The following is a 23,009-nucleotide window of genomic DNA, read 5'->3' as shown; positions in this document are numbered from 1 at the left end:
TCCTGCTAATTACCTGTCAATTAGAACAAGGACAGCTGATTGCTTTCAGGCAAACCACGGAAACATCCCATGTTGGTCAGCAACTCCACAATCGTTTTGGTTGCTTTGGACTTCTGCTGGAAATCCTCAATCGACAGAAATTCCCCATGCTCGCGGGCCGCTGCAATGTTACGAGCCGCGTTATCCCCAATACCTGCCAGTGCAGAGAATGGAGGAATCAGAGACTTCTCGTCCACAATGAATTTGGTCGCTTCTGAGCGGTACAGATCAATCGGTTTAAGCGAGAAGCCGCGAGCGGCCATCTCCAGTGCCATTTCAAGAACAGGAAGGCTGTTTTTCTCTTTTGGCGGCGCCTGGAAACCGAGCTGTTCGATCTCTACAATTTTGCGATAGATGGCATCATAACCTTGGCACACCAGCTCAATATCCAGCTCGTCTGCACGAACGGTAAAGTATGTCGCGTAATATTCAATCGGATGATACAGCTTGAAAAATGCTGTACGTACAGCTGAAATAACGTAAGCAGCCGCGTGGGCTTTCGGGAACATGTACTGGATTTTGAGACAGGAGTCAATGTACCATTGCGGTACCTTGCAGTTTTTCATCTCGTCAATCCATTCCTGTGGCAGTCCACGTCCTTTACGAACACTCTCTGTAATCTTAAAGGCCAGACTCGCATCCATTCCCGCCTTATAGATCAGGAACAACATGATATCATCCCGACAGCCAATTACCGTTTTGATGTTACATGTGCCGTTCTTGATCAGATCCTGGGCATTGCCAAGCCATACGCCAGTCCCGTGAGAAAGCCCCGAAATCTGCAACAAATCGGCAAAAGACGACGGCTGAGATTCGACAAGCATCTGACGCACAAATTTCGTACCCATCTCTGGCACACCGAATGTCGCAACAGGGGAGCGAATCTGCTCCGGGGTTACGCCAAGGGCATCCGTAGAGTTGAACATGCTCATCACCTTGGGATCATTCATCGGAATCGTTGTTGGGTCAACGCCCGTAAGATCCTGCAGCATACGCATCATCGTCGGATCATCGTGTCCCAGAATATCAAGCTTCAACAGGTTTTCTTCAAATGCGTGATAGTCAAAGTGGGTCGTTTTCCACTCTGCTGTAACATCATCAGCCGGATACTGGACAGGTGTAACATCTTCCACCTCAATATAATCCGGTACAACGACGATTCCGCCGGGATGCTGTCCCGTGCTTCGCTTTACACCGGTACAGCCGGATGCCAGACGATTCAGCTCGGCGCCGCGCCATTTCTTTTGATGTTGTTCTTCGTATTTCTTCGCAAAACCAAACGCCGTTTTCTCAGCGACCGTTCCGATCGTACCCGCACGGAACACACTTTTCTCACTAAACAGCACTTTCGTGTAGTTATGGGCATGGGGCTGATAATCCCCCGAGAAGTTCAAGTCGATATCGGGAACTTTATCCCCTTTAAACCCAAGGAAAGTTTCAAACGGAATATCCTGTCCTTCCCCTTTGAGTTTCCCACCACAATCAGGACATGGTTTGTCTGGCAAGTCAAATCCACTCGGTACGCTACCGTCAAGGAACCATTCGCTGTGCTTACATTCAGGGTTCACGCAGATATAATGTGCAGGAAGCGGATTAACTTCCGAGATGCCCAGGAACGTTGCTACGACGGACGAACCCACCGATCCCCGCGAACCTACAAGATAACCATCTTGATTTGATTTTTTAACGAGACGTTCCGAGATCAGATAGTTGGCAGAAAATCCGTATTTGATGATTGGCTGCAATTCTTTTTCCAAACGAGCAATAATGACTTCCGGCAGGTCTTCACCATAGATCGATTTGGCCGTGTTGTAACAGGTGTTACGGATTTCCTCCTCCGCACCCTCCAAAATCGGCGTAAAGAGTTTGTCCGGAAATAGCTTGATCTCCTCAAAACGATCGGCTAGCTCAATGGTATTGGTAACCACAACTTCATACGCTTTATCCTGTCCAAGGAACTGGAATTCCTCCAGCATTTCAGCTGTTGTTCTAAAATGAGCATCGGGTTTGCGCTGGTCCTTAAGCGGACTGAAGCCTGTTATTCCATGAATCGTAATATCCCGATAAATTTTATCTCGCGGCTCCAAGTAATGCACGTTGCCTGTCGCAATGACCGGTTTGTTCAATTTGGCTCCGATGTCGATAACTTTACGGACCGCAAGTTTTAGTTCTTCTGGCGTAGCCACAAGTCCTTTGTCCACCAGATGCATGTACATGGTCAATGGTTGGATCTCCAGAATGTCGTAAAACTCGGCGATTTCCTCGGCTTCTTCCACCGATTTGTTCAGGACAGCCTCGAAGAACTCACCTTTTTCACAACCGGATATAACAACCAGTCCTTCGCGCAAGCTTACCAGCTTGGACTTCGGTATACATGCAACACGTTTAAAATACTCGGTATGTGACAGGGAAACGAGCTTGTACAGGTTCTTTTTGCCCACATCATTCAAGGCATAAATTCCGCAGTGGAAAGGACGTGTATTCGACAAGTCTACCCCAACGAAATCATTCAAACGATCCAGCATCGTCAGACCTTTTAATTGGGCTGCATCATTGATGAGTCCATTCAAAATGCCTGCCAAAGCAATCGTATCATCGATCGCCCGGTGATGGCTTTCCAGTGCAACTTTATATTTATCAGCCAGTGTATTCAACCGGTGATTTTTCATTTTTGGATATAAAAGACGAGCCAGTTCTAGGGTATCAAGCACCGGATTTGGTAGCTCAGGCATGTCCAGATTTTTGAGGGATGCCTGAATAAAGCCCATATCAAACCGTGCATTGTGCGCGACCAGTACACCATCTCCGGCAAAAGCAACAAAGTCACGAATAACCGGTTCAAGCTCTGGTGCATCTTTTACCATCTCATCTGTAATGTTGGTTAACTGTTGAATGTTGTATGGAATTCGTTCATGCGGATTGACGAAGGTAGCAAAACGGTCCACCTCTTTCCCCTCTTGAACTTTGACAGCGGCGATCTCAATGATTTTGTTCTGCGTTACCGACAGTCCCGTGGTCTCGATATCAAATACGATATACGTCGCCGTCTTCAGATCCATTGATTGTGGATTTAGCACAACCGCTACAGAGTCATTCACCACATTCGCTTCCAGGCCGTAGATCATCTTAATCCCATTTTTCTTGGCCGCCTTGGATGCTTCCGGGTAAACCTGTACACCACCGTGGTCCGTTACGGCAATGGCCTTATGTCCCCAATCAGCAGCTGTTTTGACATATTTATCAATGGACGTTACGGCATCCATCGTGCTCATCGTGGAGTGTAAGTGGAATTCTACACGTTTCTCCTCCGCTGTATCCTTACGAGATGGCGGTGCCTTGATTTCAGTCAGATCCGAAGGAATCATAGCAAGCTCAGGAATTTGCATAAACCGGTCGTACTCTACACGTCCGCGAACTTTTACCCATTTTCCATTCGCCAGCAAGCTGAGAATTTTGACATCTTCTTTGGTTTTGGCAAACATCTTCATTTGCATTGAATCCGTAAAGTCTGTCAGATAAAAGGTGAATAACGTATTTCCATTCCGCAGTTCCTTGCGGTCCAGACCAAAGATCGTTCCCTGGAGTGTAATTTTCTTCTCCTCATCCTGAACTTCCTGCATCGGAACAGCCGGCTCTTTGATCTCATACCCCATCTGCAACCGCACATCACCTTGATCTTCTTCTTCCGGCAGTTCCGTCTCGATGACTTCACTCATCATTTTTTCGATTACCTGTCGTTCTTCTACTTTCTTCTGGGCCTGGAATTGCTCCATCGCCTCTTTGTTGCTTCCCGCTTCGCCCACCTGCATTTTAATACGCAGTGGCAAGTGAAAATACTTCTCGTAGAATCGAGTAATAGCTTGGTCAATCTGCTTTTTGCGAGCAAGTTCCATAGATGTGGAATCACTCATCGTCAGTTGCAGCAGATCGTCTTCACATTCCACTGTCGCACGATTCATCCAACCATTTACAGACGGAATTTCACGAGTAACCCACTCCAGAAACAGGTTCCAATACTCATTTACGATATCATTAGACAGCACCTTGTCTGTATATTTAAAAGCAAATGTAATTTTAGCTATATGATTTAACTTCTCCTGAATATGCAGACTGAACGTTCGATAGATCGGCGCTGGCACCAGTGTGTCCTTTCCAATCTGAATATGCCATTCGCGATTCGTACGATTGGTCTCGACCTGTTCAATCCACCCATCCAGGAAATAAGGGTCAGTCAAACCTACCGGAAGTTCTGCCTGTTTCATCAACAACTCAAACCGTTTTCTCTTCTCCTCAAATCCACTCATCGTGTTCCTCCTGTGCCCCCTTAAAACATGAAAAGCCTCTGTATTCAAAAATGTCCCCGATCCGAACCCGCACCGATCCATTTTATCCGACAGAAGCTCTTCATTCATTACTAAACCGGTGAATAAGCTCTCTTCATCAAGCCGTCAACTAGTATGCTCTTGCAAACACAACAGTGTGCTGCGCTTTTTCACCACACGCCAGACATGTGTGCTTTTCTTCCGCAGGCTGGAACGGAATGTTCCGACTGGTTGCACCCGTGACTTCTCTTACTTTATCTTCACATACTTCTGACCCACACCAGCCAGCCAGTGTAAATCCGCGTTTGTTTTCCATCAGTTCTTTCATCTCATCCAGTGTGTCTACGGAGTAGAAGTTGTCTGACATAAATGTGCGAGCACGATCAAGCATGTCTGCCTGAACTTGAGTTAACATCGTTTGAATCTCTTCAACGAGGTTTGCTTGCTCAACCACTTTCTTCTCTCCAGTAATACGGGAGACAAGAACACATACGCCGTTCTCCATATCACGAGGGCCAATCTCCAAACGGATCGGTACACCACGCATCTCATACTCGTTGAACTTCCAGCCTGGACGAACATCACTGCGATCATCCATTTTCACACGAATACCTGCTTTTTTCAGTTCAGCAAACAATTCATCCGCACGACCTACAACGGCATCACGTGTTTTTGGCGGTCCAATCGGGATCATCACCACTTGCGTTGGTGCCACTTTTGGCGGCAGCACAAGACCACGGTCATCTCCGTGAACCATAATCAAAGCTCCGATCAAACGTGTACTTGTTCCCCATGAAGTGGTATGCGCAAGTTCCAGAACGTTATTACGGCTCAAATATTGAATTTCAAAGGCTTTGGCAAAGTTAGTTCCCATGTAGTGAGAAGTACCTGCCTGTACGGCACGTCCATCTTTCATCATGGCTTCAATCGAGAACGTATCCACAGCCCCGGCAAACTTCTCGGATTTGGTCTTCTGCCCCGTAATAACCGGAATGGCAAGGTATTCTTCGACTACTTCACGATAGATTTCAAGCATTTTCATCGTTTCTTCGCGAGCTTCTTCTTCTGTCTCGTGCGCTGTATGCCCCTCTTGCCACAGGAACTCACTCGTGCGAAGGAACGGCAACGTTCTCTTTTCCCAACGAACCACGTTAGCCCATTGGTTAATCAATACTGGCAGATCACGATAGGACTGAATCCATTTGGAGTACATATGTCCAATGATCGTTTCGGAAGTTGGGCGGATCGCCAAACGTTCTTCGAGCTTTTCTCCGCCTGCTTCAGTTACCCAAGGCAACTCAGGGTTAAACCCTTCTACGTGCTCTTTTTCCTTTTGGAAAAAACTTTCGGGAATGAACATTGGGAAGTACGCGTTGCGATGGCCCGTTTCGCGGAAACGGCGATCCATCTCATCCTTGATGTGCTCCCAAATTTCGAAGCCGTCCGGTTTAAATACAATGCAGCCACGAACCGGCGAGTAGTCCATCAGATCTGCTTTTTTAATAACATCAATGTACCAGCGAGAGAAATCCTCACCCTGCGGTGTAATTTCTGTCACGAACTGTTTATCGTTTTCCTTTGACATAAGACTCCAGCGTCCTCCCATAACGACTAGTACTGAATACTCAGCACATAGTCAAACCGTAATTATCCGTTAATTAAACGTAGTATATCATTATATGTTACAGCCAGCATTAGCACAAAGAGCATAGCGAACCCGACAAAATGCACCATACCTTCACGGTTAGGGTCAACCGGACGTCCACGCAACGCTTCGATTCCGAGGAAAACGAGACGGCTTCCATCAAGCGCAGGAATAGGGAGCAAATTGAAGATTCCCAAATAAAGGCTTAGAATCGCCGCCCATCTTGTTAATTGCTCGATACCTTGCTTGGCGATCTGACCAGTTACCTCAAACGTACGCACAGGTCCACCAATGTCATCCATGCTAAACTGATTGATCAAATGTCTGAATCCTTCAAAGATAACCCTGGTCGTATCCACCATAGCTACTCCCGAGAACTTGAACATTTCCACGAATCCAACAGAACGAGTCGGCAAGACAGGCGCAATGCCTACCTTTCCGCCTTCCTGACCTTCTACCGCACGAGGTGTAATCGTGACATTAAATGTCTCGTTCCCCCGGCGCAGAGTCCATTCCATCGGCTTGTCTTTGGACTCAGCAATCATGGATACCATCTTCTTAGAATCCGTACCGATAACTGTACCGTTAATGGTTTCAATGATATCGCCCTTTTGTAGATTCGCTTGATCTGCCGCTCCGCCTTTAAACACTTCACCGATCTGCAAATTCTTTGGATTTTCCACCGGAACGCCTGCCATCTGTGCATAAACAGCGAACAGAACAAAAGCAAGAATAAAGTTCATGAGCGGACCTGCAAAAATTGCCATAGCGCGTTGAGCAACCGTTTTACTGCCGAACTGTCGATCTTTAGGCGCAATTTGTGTCTGCTTGCCTCGGCTGACCAACATTGCTTGTGGATGTATTTGATAATGCTGCACTACGCCATCCACATCCAGTTGTAACTTAAGCGCGTTCTCCATATCAATGGAGATCACTTCACCGCGAATTACATTTTTACGGTTATCCAATTGGTCCAGATAGATCATTTTGACCTGATCTTCCACAGTTCGTACCGCTATGGTCTGTCCTTCTTGAATCTCAATCAGTTCCGGGTCTTCTCCTGCCATCCGTGCATATCCGCCAAAAGGCAGCAAGCGCAGTGTGAACTGCGTCTCATTTCTTTTATATGAGAATAATTTGGGACCAAAACCGATCGCAAATTCCCGTACAAGAATGCCGGCGCGCTTGGCAAAATAATAATGCCCCCATTCATGCACCGTTACGATGACAAAGAACATAAGCACCGTTAGAAATACCACTTGTATGGTTTCCAATCCCTATTCATCCTCCTTCACGGCACGTACCGCAGTCTGTCCCTCTAGACTATCATTATTCTCTAATCCCGCACAAGAGAATCGCTTCGTTCCGTTTGTCTCAAAAAAAAGAGATTACAGCACGGAAGCAAGCTTGCGGCTATCCTGATCACAGGCAGCAATTTGCTCCAGATCAGGGTTGTCCACATTTTGGTGCGCTTCTAGCACTGAGGCAATGATATCTTCTATTTTAAGGAATGAAATCTCTTTCCGCAAGAAACGTGCTACAGCAACCTCATTGGCTGCATTAAAAGCCGTCGTTGCAGTCCCTCCCATTTTACCACATTCATATGCCATTCTTAAACACGGGAAACGATCCATATCCATCTCCCTAAAATGAAGTTGTCCAACTTGGGCAAGAGACAACCGTTTTGCCGGAGAAGGCATACGGTCAGGATAGGTCAAAGCATATTGAATTGGGACACGCATATCCGGAGTACCAAGCTGCGCAATGATACTTGTGTCTTCAAATTCCACATAAGAATGAATGATGCTCTCTGGATGAAGTAGTACATCAATCTGTTCATAATCAAGACCAAACAACCAATGTGCCTCAATGACTTCAAGGCCTTTGTTAACCATCGTTGCTGAGTCAATCGTGATTTTTGAACCCATGGACCAGTTTGGATGCTTGAGTGCATCCTCTACAGTCACCTGCTGTAGTTGCTCACGTGTAAGATGTCGAAATGAACCACCTGATGCAGTCAATGTAATTCCAGCCACACTGGAGCGATTCTCTCCATTCAAACACTGGAAAATTGCCGAGTGTTCACTGTCAACAGGTAAAATAGAAACTCCTTTGGCTACTGCCCTTTCCATAACGATGTGTCCAGCTGTAACCAGAGTCTCCTTGTTGGCAAGTCCAATCTGTTTTCCGGACTCGATCGCTGCAAGCGTAGACTCCAGCCCAACACTTCCTACAACAGCCGTAACAACCGTGTCTGCATCTGTTCCTGCAGCAACCTCGATGAGACCTTCTGAACCGTAATACACTTTCGTACCTGCTGGCACATGTGGACCAATCTTATCAGCCAACTCTTTTGATCCTACCGAAATCTTTTTAGGCTGATAACGTCTAGCTTGCTCGATCAGCAAATCTGTATTGCCCCCTGCAGCTAGTGCTTCCACTTGAAAGTGTTCTGGATGCATATCAACAACATCCAGTGTCTGTGTCCCAATCGACCCTGTCGAACCAAGAATCGCTATTTTTTTCATTAATGCACCTCACCTCTAACGAATCCAATGCTTGTGGGCGAGCCACCTTAGTCATCTTAAGCTGTCTTCTTCTAATAAGGCAGTAGCATCAGTATATGTACAAATGGAAACACCACAATCCAACTGTCGCACCGATCCAGAATACCACCATGCCCAGGAAGAAGATTGCCTGAATCCTTAATGTTGTAAACGCGTTTGTAGGCTGACTGGATCAAGTCACCCATCTGACCAACTACTGCACAAGCAATCCCGATGAGAATTGCTCTCTGCCAGGAGAGCAAGCCATCTGATACCAAGGCAAACACCACCGCGGTGGCAATCGCAATAACAATGCCGCCGAGTGCGCCTTCCACGGTTTTGTTTGGACTGATCGAAGGCCAAAGTTTGTTTTTCCCAATCCACTTACCTACAAAATATGCTCCGGCATCACTTGCCCAGATTGAACCTAACAGAAGGAAAGTCCAGAATAAACCATGATATAAATGTCTAGACTCTGCGATGTAATAGAATCCTGTTCCAATATACAACACGCCGATGAAAAGCATAGCGACTGTATTAATTGGTAATCTGTTCTTAGTGACAACCGAAGCGGTCATCAAAATGAGCATGATGATCCACGAAATTTGAAACAAGGATAACGGTCTTACATCCCATACCATTTCCCAAGGAAATACCATAGAAACAATTCCAGCATATCCGATTAGGGCTACACCTGAAAACGGCTTCACCCCGGTCATTTTCACAAATTCATAATAACCGATGAGAGCCATAAGCAAGACCAATCCGTGATACCAAGGCCCGCCAAGCATACAAAAACCCAAAAACAACACACCTGCAATAATTCCAGTCGTTAATCGCTGTTTCAACGGCTTCATCCTCCATCTATTTCAAACCGCCGTAACGCCTTGTTCTGCGCTGATATTCGGCTACTGCTTCAAGCAGATGCTGTTTGCCAAATTCGGGCCAGTATATATCCGTAAACCATAATTCGCTATATGCAAGCTGCCATAACATAAAATTGCTCAGTCGCAGTTCTCCGCTCGTTCGAATCAACAGATCCGGATCTGGCATATCTGCGGTTAGCATATGTTTGTCAATAAGTTCAGGTGTGATATCTTCTGCAGCCAGTTCCCCCGACTTTACCTGCAGAGCAATGTCTCTCACACATTCCGTCATCTCCCGGCGGCTTCCATAGTTCATTGCAAAGTTCAACACCAGACCAGTGTTATGTTCCGTAAGACGAATAGCTTCCCGCAAAGCGTTAACCGTATGTGAAGGCAGATGTTCCTCATGTCCCATCATACGGATACGTACATTTTTTTCGATCAGTTCTTCTAACTCAATAGCCAAAAACTCTTGCGGAAGTCTCATCAGAAAATCCACTTCTTCTTTTGGACGCGTCCAGTTTTCTGTCGAAAAAGCGTACATCGTCAGATATTTGATGCCCAGTTCATCCGCCGCGATGGTTGCACGTTTGACTGCCTTCATGCCATTCTGGTGTCCAGCTATACGCGGGAGACCCAGACGTTTGGCCCATCGTCCATTGCCGTCCATAATGATGGCGACGTGCTGCGGGATATTATCCTCGGATATAGTCAGCGTTTCCTGCTTGTCAGCCCCATTCCACCACGACCGAACCCGTTTGATCATTCCTGTTCCTCCAAAATCCCTGAAGTTTCTTCATCTGAAGCTTGGAAAAAGAGACAAAACCCCACCGTATTGGAGGGGCTGCGCTTGTCTTACACTTCCATGATTTCTTTTTCTTTGGCAGCAAGTACCTTATCGACTTCAGCGATAAATTTATCAGTCGACTTTTGGATGTCGTCCTGATGTCTCCGGGATTCATCTTCGGAAATCTCGGACTTTTCCATTTTCTTAATATCATCATTCGCATCACGGCGAATGTTACGAATCGCAACTTTACCTTCTTCGCCAAACTTTTTGGTTAGTTTGACAAGCTCAGCTCTACGCTCTTCCGTCAGCGGCGGAATAGCGAGACGAATCATACTGCCATCGTTAGCCGGGGTCAGACCCAGGTCTGATTTCATAATCGCACGTTCGATATCACTCATCGCTGATTTGTCCCAAGGTTGAATCATCAGTGTCCGGGAATCCGGTGTACTGATATTTGCCAATTGGTTCAGAGGTGTCATTGCACCATAATACTCAACTTGCACACGATCCAGAAGAGCAGGCGTTGCACGACCTGCACGCAACGTAGCTAGGTCACGGCGCAATGCCTGAATCGCTTTTTCCATACGCTCTTCAGCATGTTGTTTAACTGCTTGTGGCATTAATCTACACTCCCTTTAACGATTGTCCCGATACGCTCGCCCAGAACAACACGTTTGATGTTACCTTGTTCAGTAATGTTGAATACAATCAACGGAATGTTGTTATCCATGCAGAGCGAGGACGCCGTTGAATCCATTACGCCAAGGTTTTTGTTAAGTACATCCAGGTATGTCAACTGCTCAAACTTTTCAGCTGTGCTGTCTTTGAATGGATCTGCCGAATAGACACCATCCACTTTATTTTTGGCCATCAAGATCACTTCTGCTTCAATCTCCGCTGCGCGCAGTGCTGCTGTTGTATCCGTGGAGAAGAACGGATTACCTGTACCTGCTGCAAAAATAACGACACGGCCTTTCTCCAGATGACGAATGGCTTTACGACGAATGTACGGCTCAGCAATCTGCTGCATAGCAATTGATGTCTGCACACGAGTTGGCACTTCAATCTGTTCAAGTGCGTCTTGCAGCGCCAGAGAGTTCATCACCGTCGCGAGCATACCCATATAGTCCGCAGTTGCACGATCAATCCCGTTTTCACTGCCAGCAATACCGCGCCAGATGTTTCCTCCGCCGCATACAATCGCAACCTGTACGCCAAGCGCAACTACATCTTTTACCTGCTGGGCAATGGATGAGATCGTTACTGCATCAATGCCATAGCCGTTTTGACCGGAAAGAGACTCTCCGCTCACCTTTAAGACAACACGTTTAAATACTGGCTGTTCCAATTGTTCACCCTCCACTTTGAATTGAACACCTTCCAGTGTCCAACCAACAAAACTTCTCGCGCATGGACTCCTGCTTAAAAAGAAAGGAACACAGAAGTGTTCCGCTCTTTTAGGAAAAACAAATTGCCGTTCAGTCATTGTTTTCCTGAGATATAAGGGAGTTTACGCTTCGAAGTTTCATCATTCTTATATCTTCGAAAATCAATCCTGCTTTGTCGGCTTGATAACGTCTTATTTGTTAACTTGGGACATAACTTCTTCTACGAAGTTATCCACTTTTTTCTCCAAACCTTCACCCAGTTCGTAACGAACGAAACGACGGATGGAGATGTTTTCACCAATTTGGCTGATTTTTTCATTCAACAATTGGGAAATTGTTTTATCTGGATCTTTAACAAAAGTTTGTTCCATCAGGCAATATTCTTCGTAGTATTTACCGATACGGCCTTCAACCATTTTCTCAATGATTTTTTCTGGTTTACCTTCGTTAAGAGCTTGAGCTTTCAAGATTTCTTTTTCTTTTTCCAACTCATCTGTAGGAACTTCTTCGCGTGTAACATATTTAGGATTAGCTGCAGCGATTTGCATAGCTACGTCTCTAACGAAATCCTTAAATTGATCTGTTTTACCAACGAAGTCAGTTTCGCAGTTAACTTCAACCAAGACACCGATACGTCCGCCAGCGTGGATGTAAGATTCTACAGCGCCTTCAGTAGCTGCACGACCCGCTTTGCTTGCTGCTGCAGAAAGACCTTTTTCACGCAACAATTCAGCCGCTTTCGTTACATCACCGTTTGCTTCTTCCAGTGCTTTCTTACAATCGAGCATACCAGCGCCCGTTCTTTCGCGAAGTTCTTTTACTGCACTCGCATTAACTGCCATTATAAATTCCCTCCAGATTAAGTATTGTACGTACACGTACACTCTAAAAAAAGGGCAGTGAGAGGTTATCCACCTACCAACCACCCTTTTCATTTAATTCATGAATGTTATGTTCGAAAACTATTAAGCGGAAGTTTCTTCGCCTTGGTTAGCTTCGATAACGGCATCAGCCATTTTACCTGTCAGCAATTTAACAGCGCGGATCGCGTCGTCATTACCTGGGATAACATAATCGATCTCGTCTGGATCGCAGTTAGTATCAACGATACCAACGATTGGGATACCCAATTTGCGAGCTTCAGCAACAGCGATACGCTCTTTGCGTGGATCGATGATGAACAGGGCGCTAGGCAGGCCTTTCATATTTTTAATACCGCCCAAGAATTTCTCGAGACGATCTTTTTCTTTGCGAAGCAAGATAACTTCTTTTTTAGGCAGAACAGCGAAAGTACCGTCTTCTTCCCAAGCTTCCAACTGTTTCAAACGATCAATACGTTTTTGAATAGTAGAGAAGTTAGTCAGGGTACCGCCGAGCCAACGTTGGTTAATGTAGAATTGACCAGCGCGTTCAGCTTCTTCTTTAACGGAATCTTGAGCTTGTTTCTTAGTACCTACGAAAAGAATAGTACCATTCTCGCCTGCGATTCCTTTAACGAAGTTGTAAGCCTCTTCGACTTTTTTCACCGTTTTTTGCAAATCGATGATGTAAATTCCGTTTCTTTCAGTGAAGATATAACGATCCATTTTTGGGTTCCAACGACGAGTCTGGTGACCGAAGTGTACCCCAGCTTCGAGAAGCTGCTTCATGGAGATTACTGCCATCTTCACACACCTCCTAATATGGTTTTTTATTGTGTCCTCCGCCAGCATCATTTTTCGCTAAGACTCTCCATTAGGAAAGCACCCTCAACAAAATTAGCACAGCGTGTGTTTTAACACCGTTATCTAATATATCATAAGTGTCAGCCTGTTGCAACATTTTCTAAATCTAAATTTTATAGTTTCATTATATCAAAAATAACCCATCTATCATCAAAAAGAACCGTCCAGTCCGAGCATGTACGCTCAGCTTGACGGTTCTTTGGTAATTTTGGCGATAATCGACTTAAAACTCTCACCCTTTTCAAGAGAGTACGTGCCCACTTGAATTTTTTTATTAATACCTTGAGACTTCCCTGCCTTGATAAAGGCTTGTGCATCGTCCACAATACCGGCTTCTTTCAGATTTTCGGCAACCATAACCAAACTATTTCCAGAACGAATCTTAAATGTTACGGCCGGTCCATTAGATTTAGTTGGCGTCACAGGTGTATTCGTCTTGGGTTGATCTGTCTGTGGCTGCGTTGGTTCTGTCGGTTCTGCAGCAGAGGTGGTTTGCTGTGGTTTTTCAGCTGACTTCCCTTGCATCTGGCTGCTTTCCTGCTTTTTCTTTGACACCCATTCGGCTTCAGTATATAACTCGTCCTGAGTACCAACCAGTTTCATATCCAGACTCTTTGCTGCTGTTTCCAATTGTTCTTTCGTCCAATTGTCTCGTTGTACCGGTTCCAAATTACTGTCAGACAGGGCTTTTTGCCCCACCGTAGCTAGTTGAAGCAAGATTGCTCCTGTAATCATGCCACTTCCTATACCAATCCACAAAGATCGCTTGTCCATGGTCAGCTCTCCTCCCGCTCTGCAAGCTGCAGTATTAATTGCACCTCACCAAGCTGTATGCCTGTTTGTCTAGAAATAGCATCCATAGACTTTCCTTCATCATGTAGCCTAAAAAGCTCTGTGTAACGATCTTTAATCGATTCACGCTTCTGATCTTTTTCTTGCTGCGGGTTATCTTGTAGCTCTGATGCTGATGCAATTTGTTGATTCGTTTCAGCCCTGACACTGTCCATAAGGCTTTGTGCTTGTAAACCCTCTGCTCTCTGGCCCGTTATGTTTTCTGCAGTGCTGAGTTCCGTTGTCTTAACCTTTTGCTGCTCCAGCTGGTCAAGCCGTTGTTGTAATTCCTGAAGCTGTGACTGCATCCGATGATCTGCTGCGGTGGCTTCACCTTTGAGTTCAGCCACACGTTGAATAAGAGCATCGTTATCTTGTTCAATCTCTGTCATATAATGTTCAAGCGTTGACTCCATCTCCTGCACCAACTGATGCGATGGTTGCTGTACTTTGTCCTTACGAGGCATTATGAATGCATAAGCAATTGCGCAAGCTCCTAATATGACAATAATGATCCATGGTGACAAATTGCTTCTCTCCTTTTGTTACGACCACCCTCGGGCGCAAGCTTCCAGCATGTTTGTAGTCTTTTACATAGACAGATCAATATGTTTACCTTTGTAGGGATGTTCAGCATGTTTCAAGTGCTCCTGCTCATCCATCATTTCCCGTCCATCAGTCCCACTATGCTGGTCTCGCCCGTCTGCATGACCATCTCGTACCGAAGTATGCGCTGTCTCAGCCATGGCTTCACTGCGCTGCCGTGCCTCATTGGCTTCTTTATTCGTCTGTTCGGCGAGCAGATTCTGGTCAGTAACCGGTCTCTGCTGGGCTTCACTTTGATATCGTCCCGCTTCACTCGTTCGCGGTACCGCAATCTGCAACTCCACTGCTTTGAAACTCATACGCTCACCTCACGGTTTCGAATGGATTTCCTCAAAAGGATGTTGCTAGTTTTAAACGTACGGCACCATGGTAATATCTCCGTCCTGATAATAAAATGACATTCGGCTAACGGGATCTTTAATAAATTTCGTATATCTGCCGATAACTATTTTAGAGCCCCCGTAGATCATCTTCAAAATATCAACACGAGCTCTGCTTGTATCTTCAAGTACCTTTTCAATTTCCAAGATACGCATTTTCATTTCTTCACTCTGATGAAGAGCCGATTTTTGAGTTGAGTTTAATTTGATTCTCATCGCCATCTTGTCTGGCGTTAGTTGCCCTGCTGCAGCCAGCTGATCAAGTAGAGTCAATGCTTTCTTGGTTTTATCCAAGGAGTCCATCTGTTCTCTCATTTCTTTACGCAATTCATTCATTTCGTTTCGGAGTCTTGGTAACACGCCAACCTCAATCGAGGTGACTGTCGACATCGTGTTACCTACAACACGCGCAGATACGTGCTCTCCGGCCTGTGTTGAGCCGCCAACGATAAGTCCTTTTGTTCCTGCACAGATAACAGCATGACCCGCACGGACATTGGAGTGCATAATACTTTGGGATACAAGTACATCTTCACCTGCATCAACATTGCCTTCTTGAATGAATGTGCATTTCACATGATGCCCGGCATGAATTAAACCTTTGTTGTAACCGATGATGCCACCGGTAATTTCGATAGAGCCACCTGCCTCCAGTTCTGCTCCTTCGACACCTCCGACGACACGAATGTCACCTGCCGCTTTTACCTTAAAGCCAGTTAGTACATTGCCTCGGATCACGACATTACCTACAAAGTCAATATTTCCATGCTTATAATCGACATCACCATTGACTTCGTACACTGGAAATACGTTAAGCTTGTTTCCATCTGTCCTGCTCACCAAGCCGTCAATTGCAGCATACATCGCAGAACCGTCAGGACTGACAACAACGTTTTTTCCAACTTTGAATCGGGCTTCTTTTCCGGAACGAAAAGGGATTTCTTCACCAGTCACTGCTTTACCTGGTGTGCCATCTACAGGATCGATACGCTTTGCAATGATCTGACCACTGCGCACATTGTCTAACTGTATCAGCTCTTTGTAATCCACTTTTCCATCTTCTGCTTCAAGTGGCCGTTGCTCTCTGTCATCTTCTTTACCAATCAAAACTTGAATATATCCATCAATCCCTTGTACAGGAGAAACGCCTTCGGCTATCTTGCATTTATCTTTCAGGTAGGCAGACGGGTTATTCACAAATACTAGTAATGCTTCTCGCAATAGACCATGCTTAACGCCCTTGCTCTCCACAAATTGTTCAAGCTCTTCCGTGGTACAGGAAAAGCCTTCTTCTTCGTTGTAATATTCAAGATAAGCGATGCATTTATCATCGGATAAAACAACGTTTAGTGATTTTTCCATAACAGTCCGTTGTGTCAACGCAGATCTTCCTCCTTATTAGCCTGTCCACTCCCTATACGTATCTTAACTTCTGCTCTCTAGTCTTTACGCATCAGTAGATCTTTTTGTTTATCCAGTGTGCCGCGAAGCCGCAATATAGCTTTGGAATGTAGTTGGGAGATACGAGACGGCGAAAGAGACATGACCTCTGCAATTTCACTTAAAGAAAGGTCTTCATAATATAAAAGGGAGACGACCGTTCGTTCTTTCACTGTCAGCTTCTCAAGCCCTTGGACCAGCGCTTCTTTTAAATAAAATTCATTGACTTTATAATCCGGATTTTTGGCTTTTTCATCTACCATTAAAGACAGACGTGTCTCTGACTCTTCTTCCCGGATCGGATCTTCCAGCGAGCAGAGCGACATAACTGCCACCTCCTGAAGCATATGTTGAAAATCCTTTGTTGACACGTCCAGATACTGGCTCATTTCTTCATCACTCACAGAACGCAAATAGGTCTGCTCCAATTGCTGGTAGGCATCTTCAATCCGTTTGGCTTTTTCACGTACAGATCTGGGAACCCAGTCTCCTTGACGTAATCCGTCGAGTATGGCTCCGCGAACCCTCCATGAAGCATATGTCTCGAATTGCAAGCCTCGTTCATAGTCGAATTTTTCCAGTGCATCAATTAGACCCATTACCCCGTTGCTTTCCAAGTCATCTTTCGGAACGTTTTTGGGTAAACCAACGGCCAGACGGCCTGACACATAGTTAACAATATGAAGATATTTTTCGATCAACAATTTCTTTGCTTCAAGATCTCCGTATTCTTTCCACTTTTCCCATAGATCTGAATGGTTCAAATGTGAAGCTTTACGCTCGTTCAATTGCTTTCACCCTCCTTATTTGTCTGTCAGGTGACGAACGGCCTGCGCCAACTCCTCCGGGTCCTTGGTCCGGACAAGTTTAGGCGGATCCAAGGGAGCAAATCCCGTTGGAGCTTTCGTCTCAGATGGCGGATGATTAGCCCCGGCGGAGTCGCTCTGTCCGTTCTTGAGCAAGTCATTCAGCTCTTGTCCATCGTCTTCGAGTTTGATGTCCACCTGTGAACCTCTTAGATCTTGAGTACCCTCTGAAGCATAACCAGATCCATTTTCTACATGAGGGCTAAACAATATGCCCAATCCCCAACGCAGACCATATGCAAGAACATACCAGGCTGCGAATCCAATTAATCCGCGTATTAAACTGGTCATCAACACATTGCTGCTGAATGCTACAAAAAAAGTCAGAACGAATCCGACTATGCCTGCTCCAAGATTAATGCGGTAGTTTCCTATCATGTATTATAATTCCTTTACGCCCATTTGTACGCTACGAATAGTTAAAAGTCCTGTCTCACAATTCATTTCGATAGTTCGACCGTAATTTCCTCCTGTATCTTCGCCCAAAAGTGGAATTTTGAGCTGTTCCAACATTTCTCGACAGGAGTCTGCATTTCGCGGTCCGATTCGCATTGTATCTCCTGCACCCGAGAAAGCAAACATCTGCGAACCTCCGGCCATCTTAGATACAATTCGCGATTGAGACGCGCCCATTTTCAGCATCTTCTCAAGCAATTCTGGCAATGCTGTATCCGCGTATTTAGCCGTGTTCAAATTACCCTCCCGGGCAATCTCTGAACTCGGAAGCATGACATGTGCCATTCCAGCGAGTTTCAACTGTGGGTCATACATCGTTAGCCCCACACACGACCCTAAGCCAGTTGTACGGATTACGCCAGGAAGTTGAGCGATATTCAGATCCGCCATACCGACTTTAACGATGCTTTTGTCCTCAATCATGGTCCAGTGGCACCCCTAGCGATTCAAAAATCTTTGCAAATGACGGTGGATCAGGAATGAGGAAAAACTGTCCCTCTACTTGATCTTCACCTTCAAAGAAAGAGGTGTCAATCAATAATGCCGAATCGCCCATCTCTCCAAATTGCAACAGTCCATAACTAAGGATTGCTCCCGCCATATCAATCGCAAGCCCCGGCACCGTTGGGTACATCGATAACTTTGTGAAATCCGCCAGAGAAGACAGGTAAGATCCAGCCAGAATGTTTCCGATCTCAGATAGAGCTGAATGTTCCATTTCAGTGAACGCCAAACCTTCTTTCAGCTCAAAACCAGCGAGGCGGTTCAACAACAATTTAGCAGCCTCTGGTGTCATCATAAAAAAGAGATTACCAGGCGCTTCACCTTCTACACGAAGAAATATTGTGACTACAATACGCTCATCACCACCCACTTTTTCAGCAATCTCCTCAAATGGAAGCATCTGAACGGTGGGTACGCCCATATCAATCGGTCTGTTAAGGAGTTGAGACAACGCCGTAGCGGCGTTGCCTGCTCCAATATTACCGACCTCTTTGAGCACATCCATTTGGAAACCCTCAAATCGGTTAAACATCTCCACGTGCTAGCCCTCAACACTTTCCAGCTGCACAATCTCGCTTTTATTTAATACTTCGTTAAGGTTAAGCATAATCAACAAGCGACCATCATCCAATTTTGCAACACCACGAAGATATCTCGCTTTCACGCCACCAACCACTTCAGGCGGAGTATCGATCGAACTGCTTTTAATGTCGATAACATCATTGGCAGAGTCAACGATAAAACCAACCTGCATATCGTCAACACCAACAATGACGATCCGCGTTTGATCTGTATATTCCGTTTCCGCAAGGGAGAAGCGTCCGCGGAGATCAATAACCGGAATAACAACACCACGCAGGTTGATAACTCCTTTTACAAATGAAAGTGTTTTGGGAACGCGGGTAATGGGCATCATGCGCTCAATAGTCTGAACCTTGTCTACCTCAATTCCGTACTCTTCGGTTCCCAATTTAAAGACGATGACCTTCAACTCTTCTTCCATGTAAAAAACCTCCCTATTCGATTTAAAACTCCATCACTATGCTTATTTAATAAATGCGTTTGGATCAAGAATCAAAGCAACTTGTCCATCTCCAAGTATCGTCGCACCGGAGATTCCTTCAATCGCAGGAAGATACGTGCCCATAGACTTCAGAACTATTTCGCTCTGACCAATGAATTCTTCAACAGCGACAGCTGCCAGACGCTCTCCTTTTCGAATCACAACAATCTCGGTTTCTTTCTCATCCGCATCGTTGAAATCCGGCACTCCGAAAACTTCGCTTAATGACAGATAAGGAATCAAAGACTCGCGGAACGTAATCATTTTATTACCATGGATATTACGAACTTGCTCACGCTGTACAATCGCGGTCTCTACGATCGAAGACAATGGAACTGCATACTTCTCTGAACCAAGTCGTACCAGCATCGCTGCAATGATAGACAGTGTCAATGGAAGCTGTACGGAGAAGTTAGTACCTTTGCCTGGAGTCGACGTAATCGTTACATTACCGCCAAGCGAAGTGATTTTTGATTTTACAACGTCCAGACCTACTCCGCGGCCTGAAATATCCGAGATTTTATCAGCTGTACTAAATCCAGGGGCGAACAACAATTGATTGACTTCATCATCGCTCATTTTCGCACCTTGTTCCTCCGTCACAACGCCTCGTTTGATCGCTGTTTGCAGGAGTTTGTCACGATAAATCCCTTTACCATCATCTTCAATCTCAATAAACACGTGGTTACCACTGTGGAAAGCTCGCAGGTTAACTGTGCCCATTTCCGGTTTTCCAGCCGCAACCCGCTCCGAGATCGATTCAACACCATGGTCAACCGCATTACGCAACAGATGCACAAGCGGATCTCCGATTTCATCAATAACCGTTCTGTCCAGCTCTGTTTCAGCACCTGTAATGACGAGATCGATCTTTTTATCCAATGTTTTAGCCAAGTCACGAATCATCCGTGGGAAGCGGTTAAAGACGGTATCAACTGGAACCATCCGCAATTTCAGTACGATGTTCTGCAAGTCCGTACTCACACGGCTCAAGTGAGCTACAGTATCCGACAGATCGTTATTGCCTGTCTCACTTGCTAATTGTTCAAGGCGTGAACGGTCAATCAATAATTCGCTGAACAAGTTCATTAGCACATCAAGACGCTCAATGTCAACACGAATTGTGCGTGAAGGTGCGGCTGCCTGTTTTGGCGTTGCTGCCTTCGCGGGAGCTGCTTTGCCTTCTTCTTGAGGTTTAGAATCTGAAACAGACGTATCCTTACCAACCTCAGGTGCTGGTGCTGCTTCTACCGCAACCGCGGCAGCCGCCTGATTGGTCATCTGTTGCAACGTTTCTTGATCCAGCTGAATCAATTTGACACTCTCAATTTCCGAGATGCTCATAATACCCTTTTCCAGTTCTTGCGCCTCTTTGGTCGTTATGTAATACAACGAGAAACTGCGCTCAAACTTCTCTTGCTCGATATCCTGAACAGAAGGATAGGCTTTAACAACCTCACCTGAACGCTCAAGCATGTCAAATACCATGTATGCCCGAACACCTTTTAACTGACTATGCTCACTCACAAGGACGTCAACGTAGAATACACGGTGACCTTCTGCGATCGACTGATCAAGAACTGAATATTGGAATTCATCCAGTTCTACAGCATTGGAGATCGAGGAGTTCGTTTGCTTGTCTACCTTTGCAACAGGAGCACTGCCTCCTGTCCATTCGCCACTTTCAATAGCCTGAAGCGAAGCAACAATGGAGGAGACATCCGCTTTACCTTCACCGCCACCTGTAATATCCTGAACCATAGTCTCCAAAGCATCCAAACTCTTGAACATGGTGTCAAAAATGTAATCCTGCATTTTCAGCTTTTCATTACGAACCATATCCAGTACATTTTCCATTTTGTGTGTCAGTGAAGCTAAATCCTCGAATCCCATGGTTGCCGCCATACCTTTGAGAGTATGAGCTGAACGGAAGATGACCTGCACTATACCCAGATCTTCCGGATTCGCTTCTAGTTGTAGCATGTTTTCGTTAAGAGATTGTAGATGATCGTTAGACTCATCAATAAACATGGATAAATATTGGTTCATGTCCATTGTGAGGCACCTCCTCCGTAAGTTACACTCCGTTATTTCACTGCTTGAACAAGTCTTGGCGCAATCTCCTGCAGGGGCAGAAGATGACGCACGCATTGCAGCTCCACAGCTGAACGCGGCATACCATAGACAACACAAGTTTCTTCATTTTCGGCAAACGTTGATGTGACTCCAGTCTCGTATAATTTTTTCATCATACGCGCCCCGTCGCTCCCCATACCTGTCAGAAGAACAAGATGTCGTTGTAAAGATGTAAACGGCAGAAGCGACTCAAACATCGTATCTACTGAAGGTCTGTGACCATTCACCTGTTGATCCTCACTCAACTTCAAGATAAACCTTCCATCTGCTGTCTTGTGAACTCTCAAATGGAAACCACCAGGTGCGATATAAGCCGTTCCTTTTTTAAGCACCATACCGTCTTCTGCCTCGACTACATGGAGCGGACTAAATGTATTCAACCGTTGTGCAAGTGAACGGGTGAAATTAGGCGGCATATGCTGCACAATAATGACTGGCGCCGGCAAATCCGCTGGCAACTGTTCCAGTAAAGTCTTGAGAGCTCTTGGTCCACCGGTTGAAGAACCGATCGCAACAAGTTTGTTGAACGATCCTTCCGATCCCGCTGAAGTTTTAAAAGCCGTATTAAGTTTAGTTGGCTCCTTCGCAGGAACAGGTGCAGACGCAGAACTGGTTGCTGGCTGTTTCGTCTGGAGTCGAGGCACCTCTGGCGATCTGACCTCTTTACGAGCTTGCAGTGAACTCACAGGCGGCTTACTTGGTATATCCGTTTTCGTACGAGCAGATTGATCAGGCTTACCTAAGCCATCCTTTTTCGTGATCGTACGCTCCGATTTCGGAGGAGAAAGCGGAACACTCGGTTGCTTTTTAGCCTGTAAGACTCCAGTGCGCTCTTCAAATGAATTCTCTCTTTTTGGAAGTATCGGCGGAACTGTTTTTTGAAGCGGTTCAACAACTTCCTTCGACGTTTCTTCCTTCTTTACCGGTTGTGCTGGAGGAATTACAGTATTGCGGGAAGCCTCCATTTTTTTGATCGATTCTTTACGCTCAGCTTTTCGCTTCACTTCATGCATGGCAGCACGCATTCGTTCAACCAACGCTTTACCAACCTGAGCAATATCCTGATCATGCACAACAGACGGCTTACGAATAAAGTCAAATGCACCAGCTTCGAGAGCCATAATTGTCTCTTTCATACCTTGTTCATTAATACCAGAGAGCATAATCACAGGAATGAAGGAATCCTCCATTATGGATTTAAGCGCATCCAGCCCATTCATTTCCGGCATTTCAACATCCATTGTGATCATATCAGGTTTCAACTCTAATGCTTTTTGGATAGCTTCTTTGCCGTTTGACGCTGTGGCCGTAACCTTGAACTCTGAGTCCGCTTCAATTAAATCCGTCACAATTTTGCGCATAAAAGCGGAATCATCGACAACCAATACTTGATAGACCGCCATATTG

General features: G+C 45.6%; 21 protein-coding genes. All 21 read right to left on the bottom strand.

Annotated elements, in window-relative coordinates; translation table 11 throughout:
• Positions 1-20: 20 nt before the first annotated feature.
• The 21 genes from MKY23_RS11235 to MKY23_RS11135 all read right to left on the bottom strand — a co-directional run bounded on the left by MKY23_RS11235 (position 21) and on the right by MKY23_RS11135 (position 23,005).
• Positions 21-4,343, bottom strand: coding sequence for a PolC-type DNA polymerase III (locus MKY23_RS11235; protein ID WP_154958939.1), 4,323 nt, complete (start codon positions 4,341-4,343; stop codon positions 21-23).
• A gap of 148 nt (positions 4,344-4,491) precedes the next feature.
• On the bottom strand, positions 4,492-5,946 hold the full coding sequence (gene proS / locus MKY23_RS11230) for a proline--tRNA ligase (RefSeq protein WP_154886350.1): 1,455 nt from the start codon (positions 5,944-5,946) through the stop codon (positions 4,492-4,494).
• 62 nt (positions 5,947-6,008) lie between these two features.
• A complete protein-coding gene (gene rseP, locus MKY23_RS11225) occupies positions 6,009-7,280 on the bottom strand; it encodes an RIP metalloprotease RseP (RefSeq protein WP_339838022.1) in 1,272 nt (423 codons plus the stop codon).
• A gap of 114 nt (positions 7,281-7,394) precedes the next feature.
• Positions 7,395-8,534 carry a 1-deoxy-D-xylulose-5-phosphate reductoisomerase gene (locus tag MKY23_RS11220; RefSeq protein ID WP_339838019.1) on the bottom strand — a complete coding sequence of 380 codons (1,140 nt, stop codon included), beginning with the start codon at positions 8,532-8,534 and terminating at the stop codon, positions 7,395-7,397.
• 71 nt (positions 8,535-8,605) lie between these two features.
• Positions 8,606-9,400: a phosphatidate cytidylyltransferase gene (locus MKY23_RS11215; RefSeq protein WP_090923841.1), complete on the bottom strand. Its 795-nt coding sequence runs from the start codon at positions 9,398-9,400 to the stop codon at positions 8,606-8,608.
• 16 nt (positions 9,401-9,416) lie between these two features.
• Entirely contained in the window at positions 9,417-10,184 is a 768-nt protein-coding gene (locus MKY23_RS11210) for an isoprenyl transferase (protein ID WP_090923842.1), read from the bottom strand.
• Positions 10,185-10,273: 89 nt separating this feature from the next.
• Positions 10,274-10,828 carry a ribosome recycling factor gene (frr, locus tag MKY23_RS11205; protein WP_090923843.1) on the bottom strand — a complete coding sequence of 185 codons (555 nt, stop codon included), beginning with the start codon at positions 10,826-10,828 and terminating at the stop codon, positions 10,274-10,276.
• Entirely contained in the window at positions 10,828-11,556 is a 729-nt protein-coding gene (pyrH, locus tag MKY23_RS11200; protein WP_090923844.1) for a UMP kinase, read from the bottom strand. The genes frr and pyrH overlap by 1 nt, the downstream gene beginning before the upstream one ends.
• Positions 11,557-11,787: 231 nt before the next feature.
• Positions 11,788-12,438 (bottom strand): translation elongation factor Ts, encoded by a 651-nt coding sequence (tsf, locus tag MKY23_RS11195; protein WP_056700641.1) that lies wholly within the window; start codon positions 12,436-12,438, stop codon positions 11,788-11,790.
• Between the two features lie 123 nt (positions 12,439-12,561).
• The gene (gene rpsB, locus MKY23_RS11190; protein ID WP_024630243.1) at positions 12,562-13,260 is read right to left on the bottom strand and encodes a 30S ribosomal protein S2; all 699 of its coding nucleotides are present in this window, start codon (positions 13,258-13,260) and stop codon (positions 12,562-12,564) included.
• A 243-nt stretch (positions 13,261-13,503) separates the two neighbouring features.
• Positions 13,504-14,094 carry an endolytic transglycosylase MltG gene (locus tag MKY23_RS11185; RefSeq protein WP_154983884.1) on the bottom strand — a complete coding sequence of 197 codons (591 nt, stop codon included), beginning with the start codon at positions 14,092-14,094 and terminating at the stop codon, positions 13,504-13,506.
• Between the two features lie 2 nt (positions 14,095-14,096).
• Positions 14,097-14,678, bottom strand: coding sequence for a hypothetical protein (locus MKY23_RS11180; protein ID WP_339838006.1), 582 nt, complete (start codon positions 14,676-14,678; stop codon positions 14,097-14,099).
• 63 nt (positions 14,679-14,741) lie between these two features.
• Entirely contained in the window at positions 14,742-15,056 is a 315-nt protein-coding gene (locus tag MKY23_RS11175; protein WP_339838003.1) for a hypothetical protein, read from the bottom strand.
• Between the two features lie 51 nt (positions 15,057-15,107).
• Positions 15,108-16,517, bottom strand: a complete 1,410-nt coding sequence (locus MKY23_RS11170) for a FapA family protein (protein ID WP_090923848.1) — start codon at positions 16,515-16,517, stop codon at positions 15,108-15,110.
• Positions 16,518-16,576: 59 nt separating this feature from the next.
• A complete protein-coding gene (locus MKY23_RS11165; RefSeq protein ID WP_090923849.1) occupies positions 16,577-17,365 on the bottom strand; it encodes a FliA/WhiG family RNA polymerase sigma factor in 789 nt (262 codons plus the stop codon).
• Positions 17,366-17,380: 15 nt separating this feature from the next.
• On the bottom strand, positions 17,381-17,821 hold the full coding sequence (locus MKY23_RS11160; protein WP_090923850.1) for a hypothetical protein: 441 nt from the start codon (positions 17,819-17,821) through the stop codon (positions 17,381-17,383).
• A 3-nt stretch (positions 17,822-17,824) separates the two neighbouring features.
• Entirely contained in the window at positions 17,825-18,322 is a 498-nt protein-coding gene (locus MKY23_RS11155) for a chemotaxis protein CheD (RefSeq protein ID WP_090923851.1), read from the bottom strand.
• Positions 18,315-18,935 (bottom strand): chemotaxis protein CheC, encoded by a 621-nt coding sequence (locus MKY23_RS11150; protein ID WP_339837996.1) that lies wholly within the window; start codon positions 18,933-18,935, stop codon positions 18,315-18,317. Before MKY23_RS11150 ends, MKY23_RS11155 begins: the two co-directional genes overlap by 8 nt.
• A gap of 9 nt (positions 18,936-18,944) precedes the next feature.
• The gene (locus tag MKY23_RS11145; RefSeq protein WP_090923852.1) at positions 18,945-19,406 is read right to left on the bottom strand and encodes a chemotaxis protein CheW; all 462 of its coding nucleotides are present in this window, start codon (positions 19,404-19,406) and stop codon (positions 18,945-18,947) included.
• A gap of 42 nt (positions 19,407-19,448) precedes the next feature.
• A complete protein-coding gene (locus MKY23_RS11140) occupies positions 19,449-21,521 on the bottom strand; it encodes a chemotaxis protein CheA (protein ID WP_339837992.1) in 2,073 nt (690 codons plus the stop codon).
• A 32-nt stretch (positions 21,522-21,553) separates the two neighbouring features.
• Positions 21,554-23,005, bottom strand: coding sequence for a chemotaxis response regulator protein-glutamate methylesterase (locus MKY23_RS11135; protein WP_154958947.1), 1,452 nt, complete (start codon positions 23,003-23,005; stop codon positions 21,554-21,556).
• Positions 23,006-23,009: the final 4 nt, after the last annotated feature.

Source organism: Paenibacillus sp. FSL R7-0272 (assembly GCF_037969905.1).
In the GTDB taxonomy this organism is placed as follows: Bacteria; Bacillota; Bacilli; order Paenibacillales; family Paenibacillaceae; genus Paenibacillus; species Paenibacillus polysaccharolyticus.
This window is presented reverse-complemented; position numbering and strand designations above follow the sequence as displayed.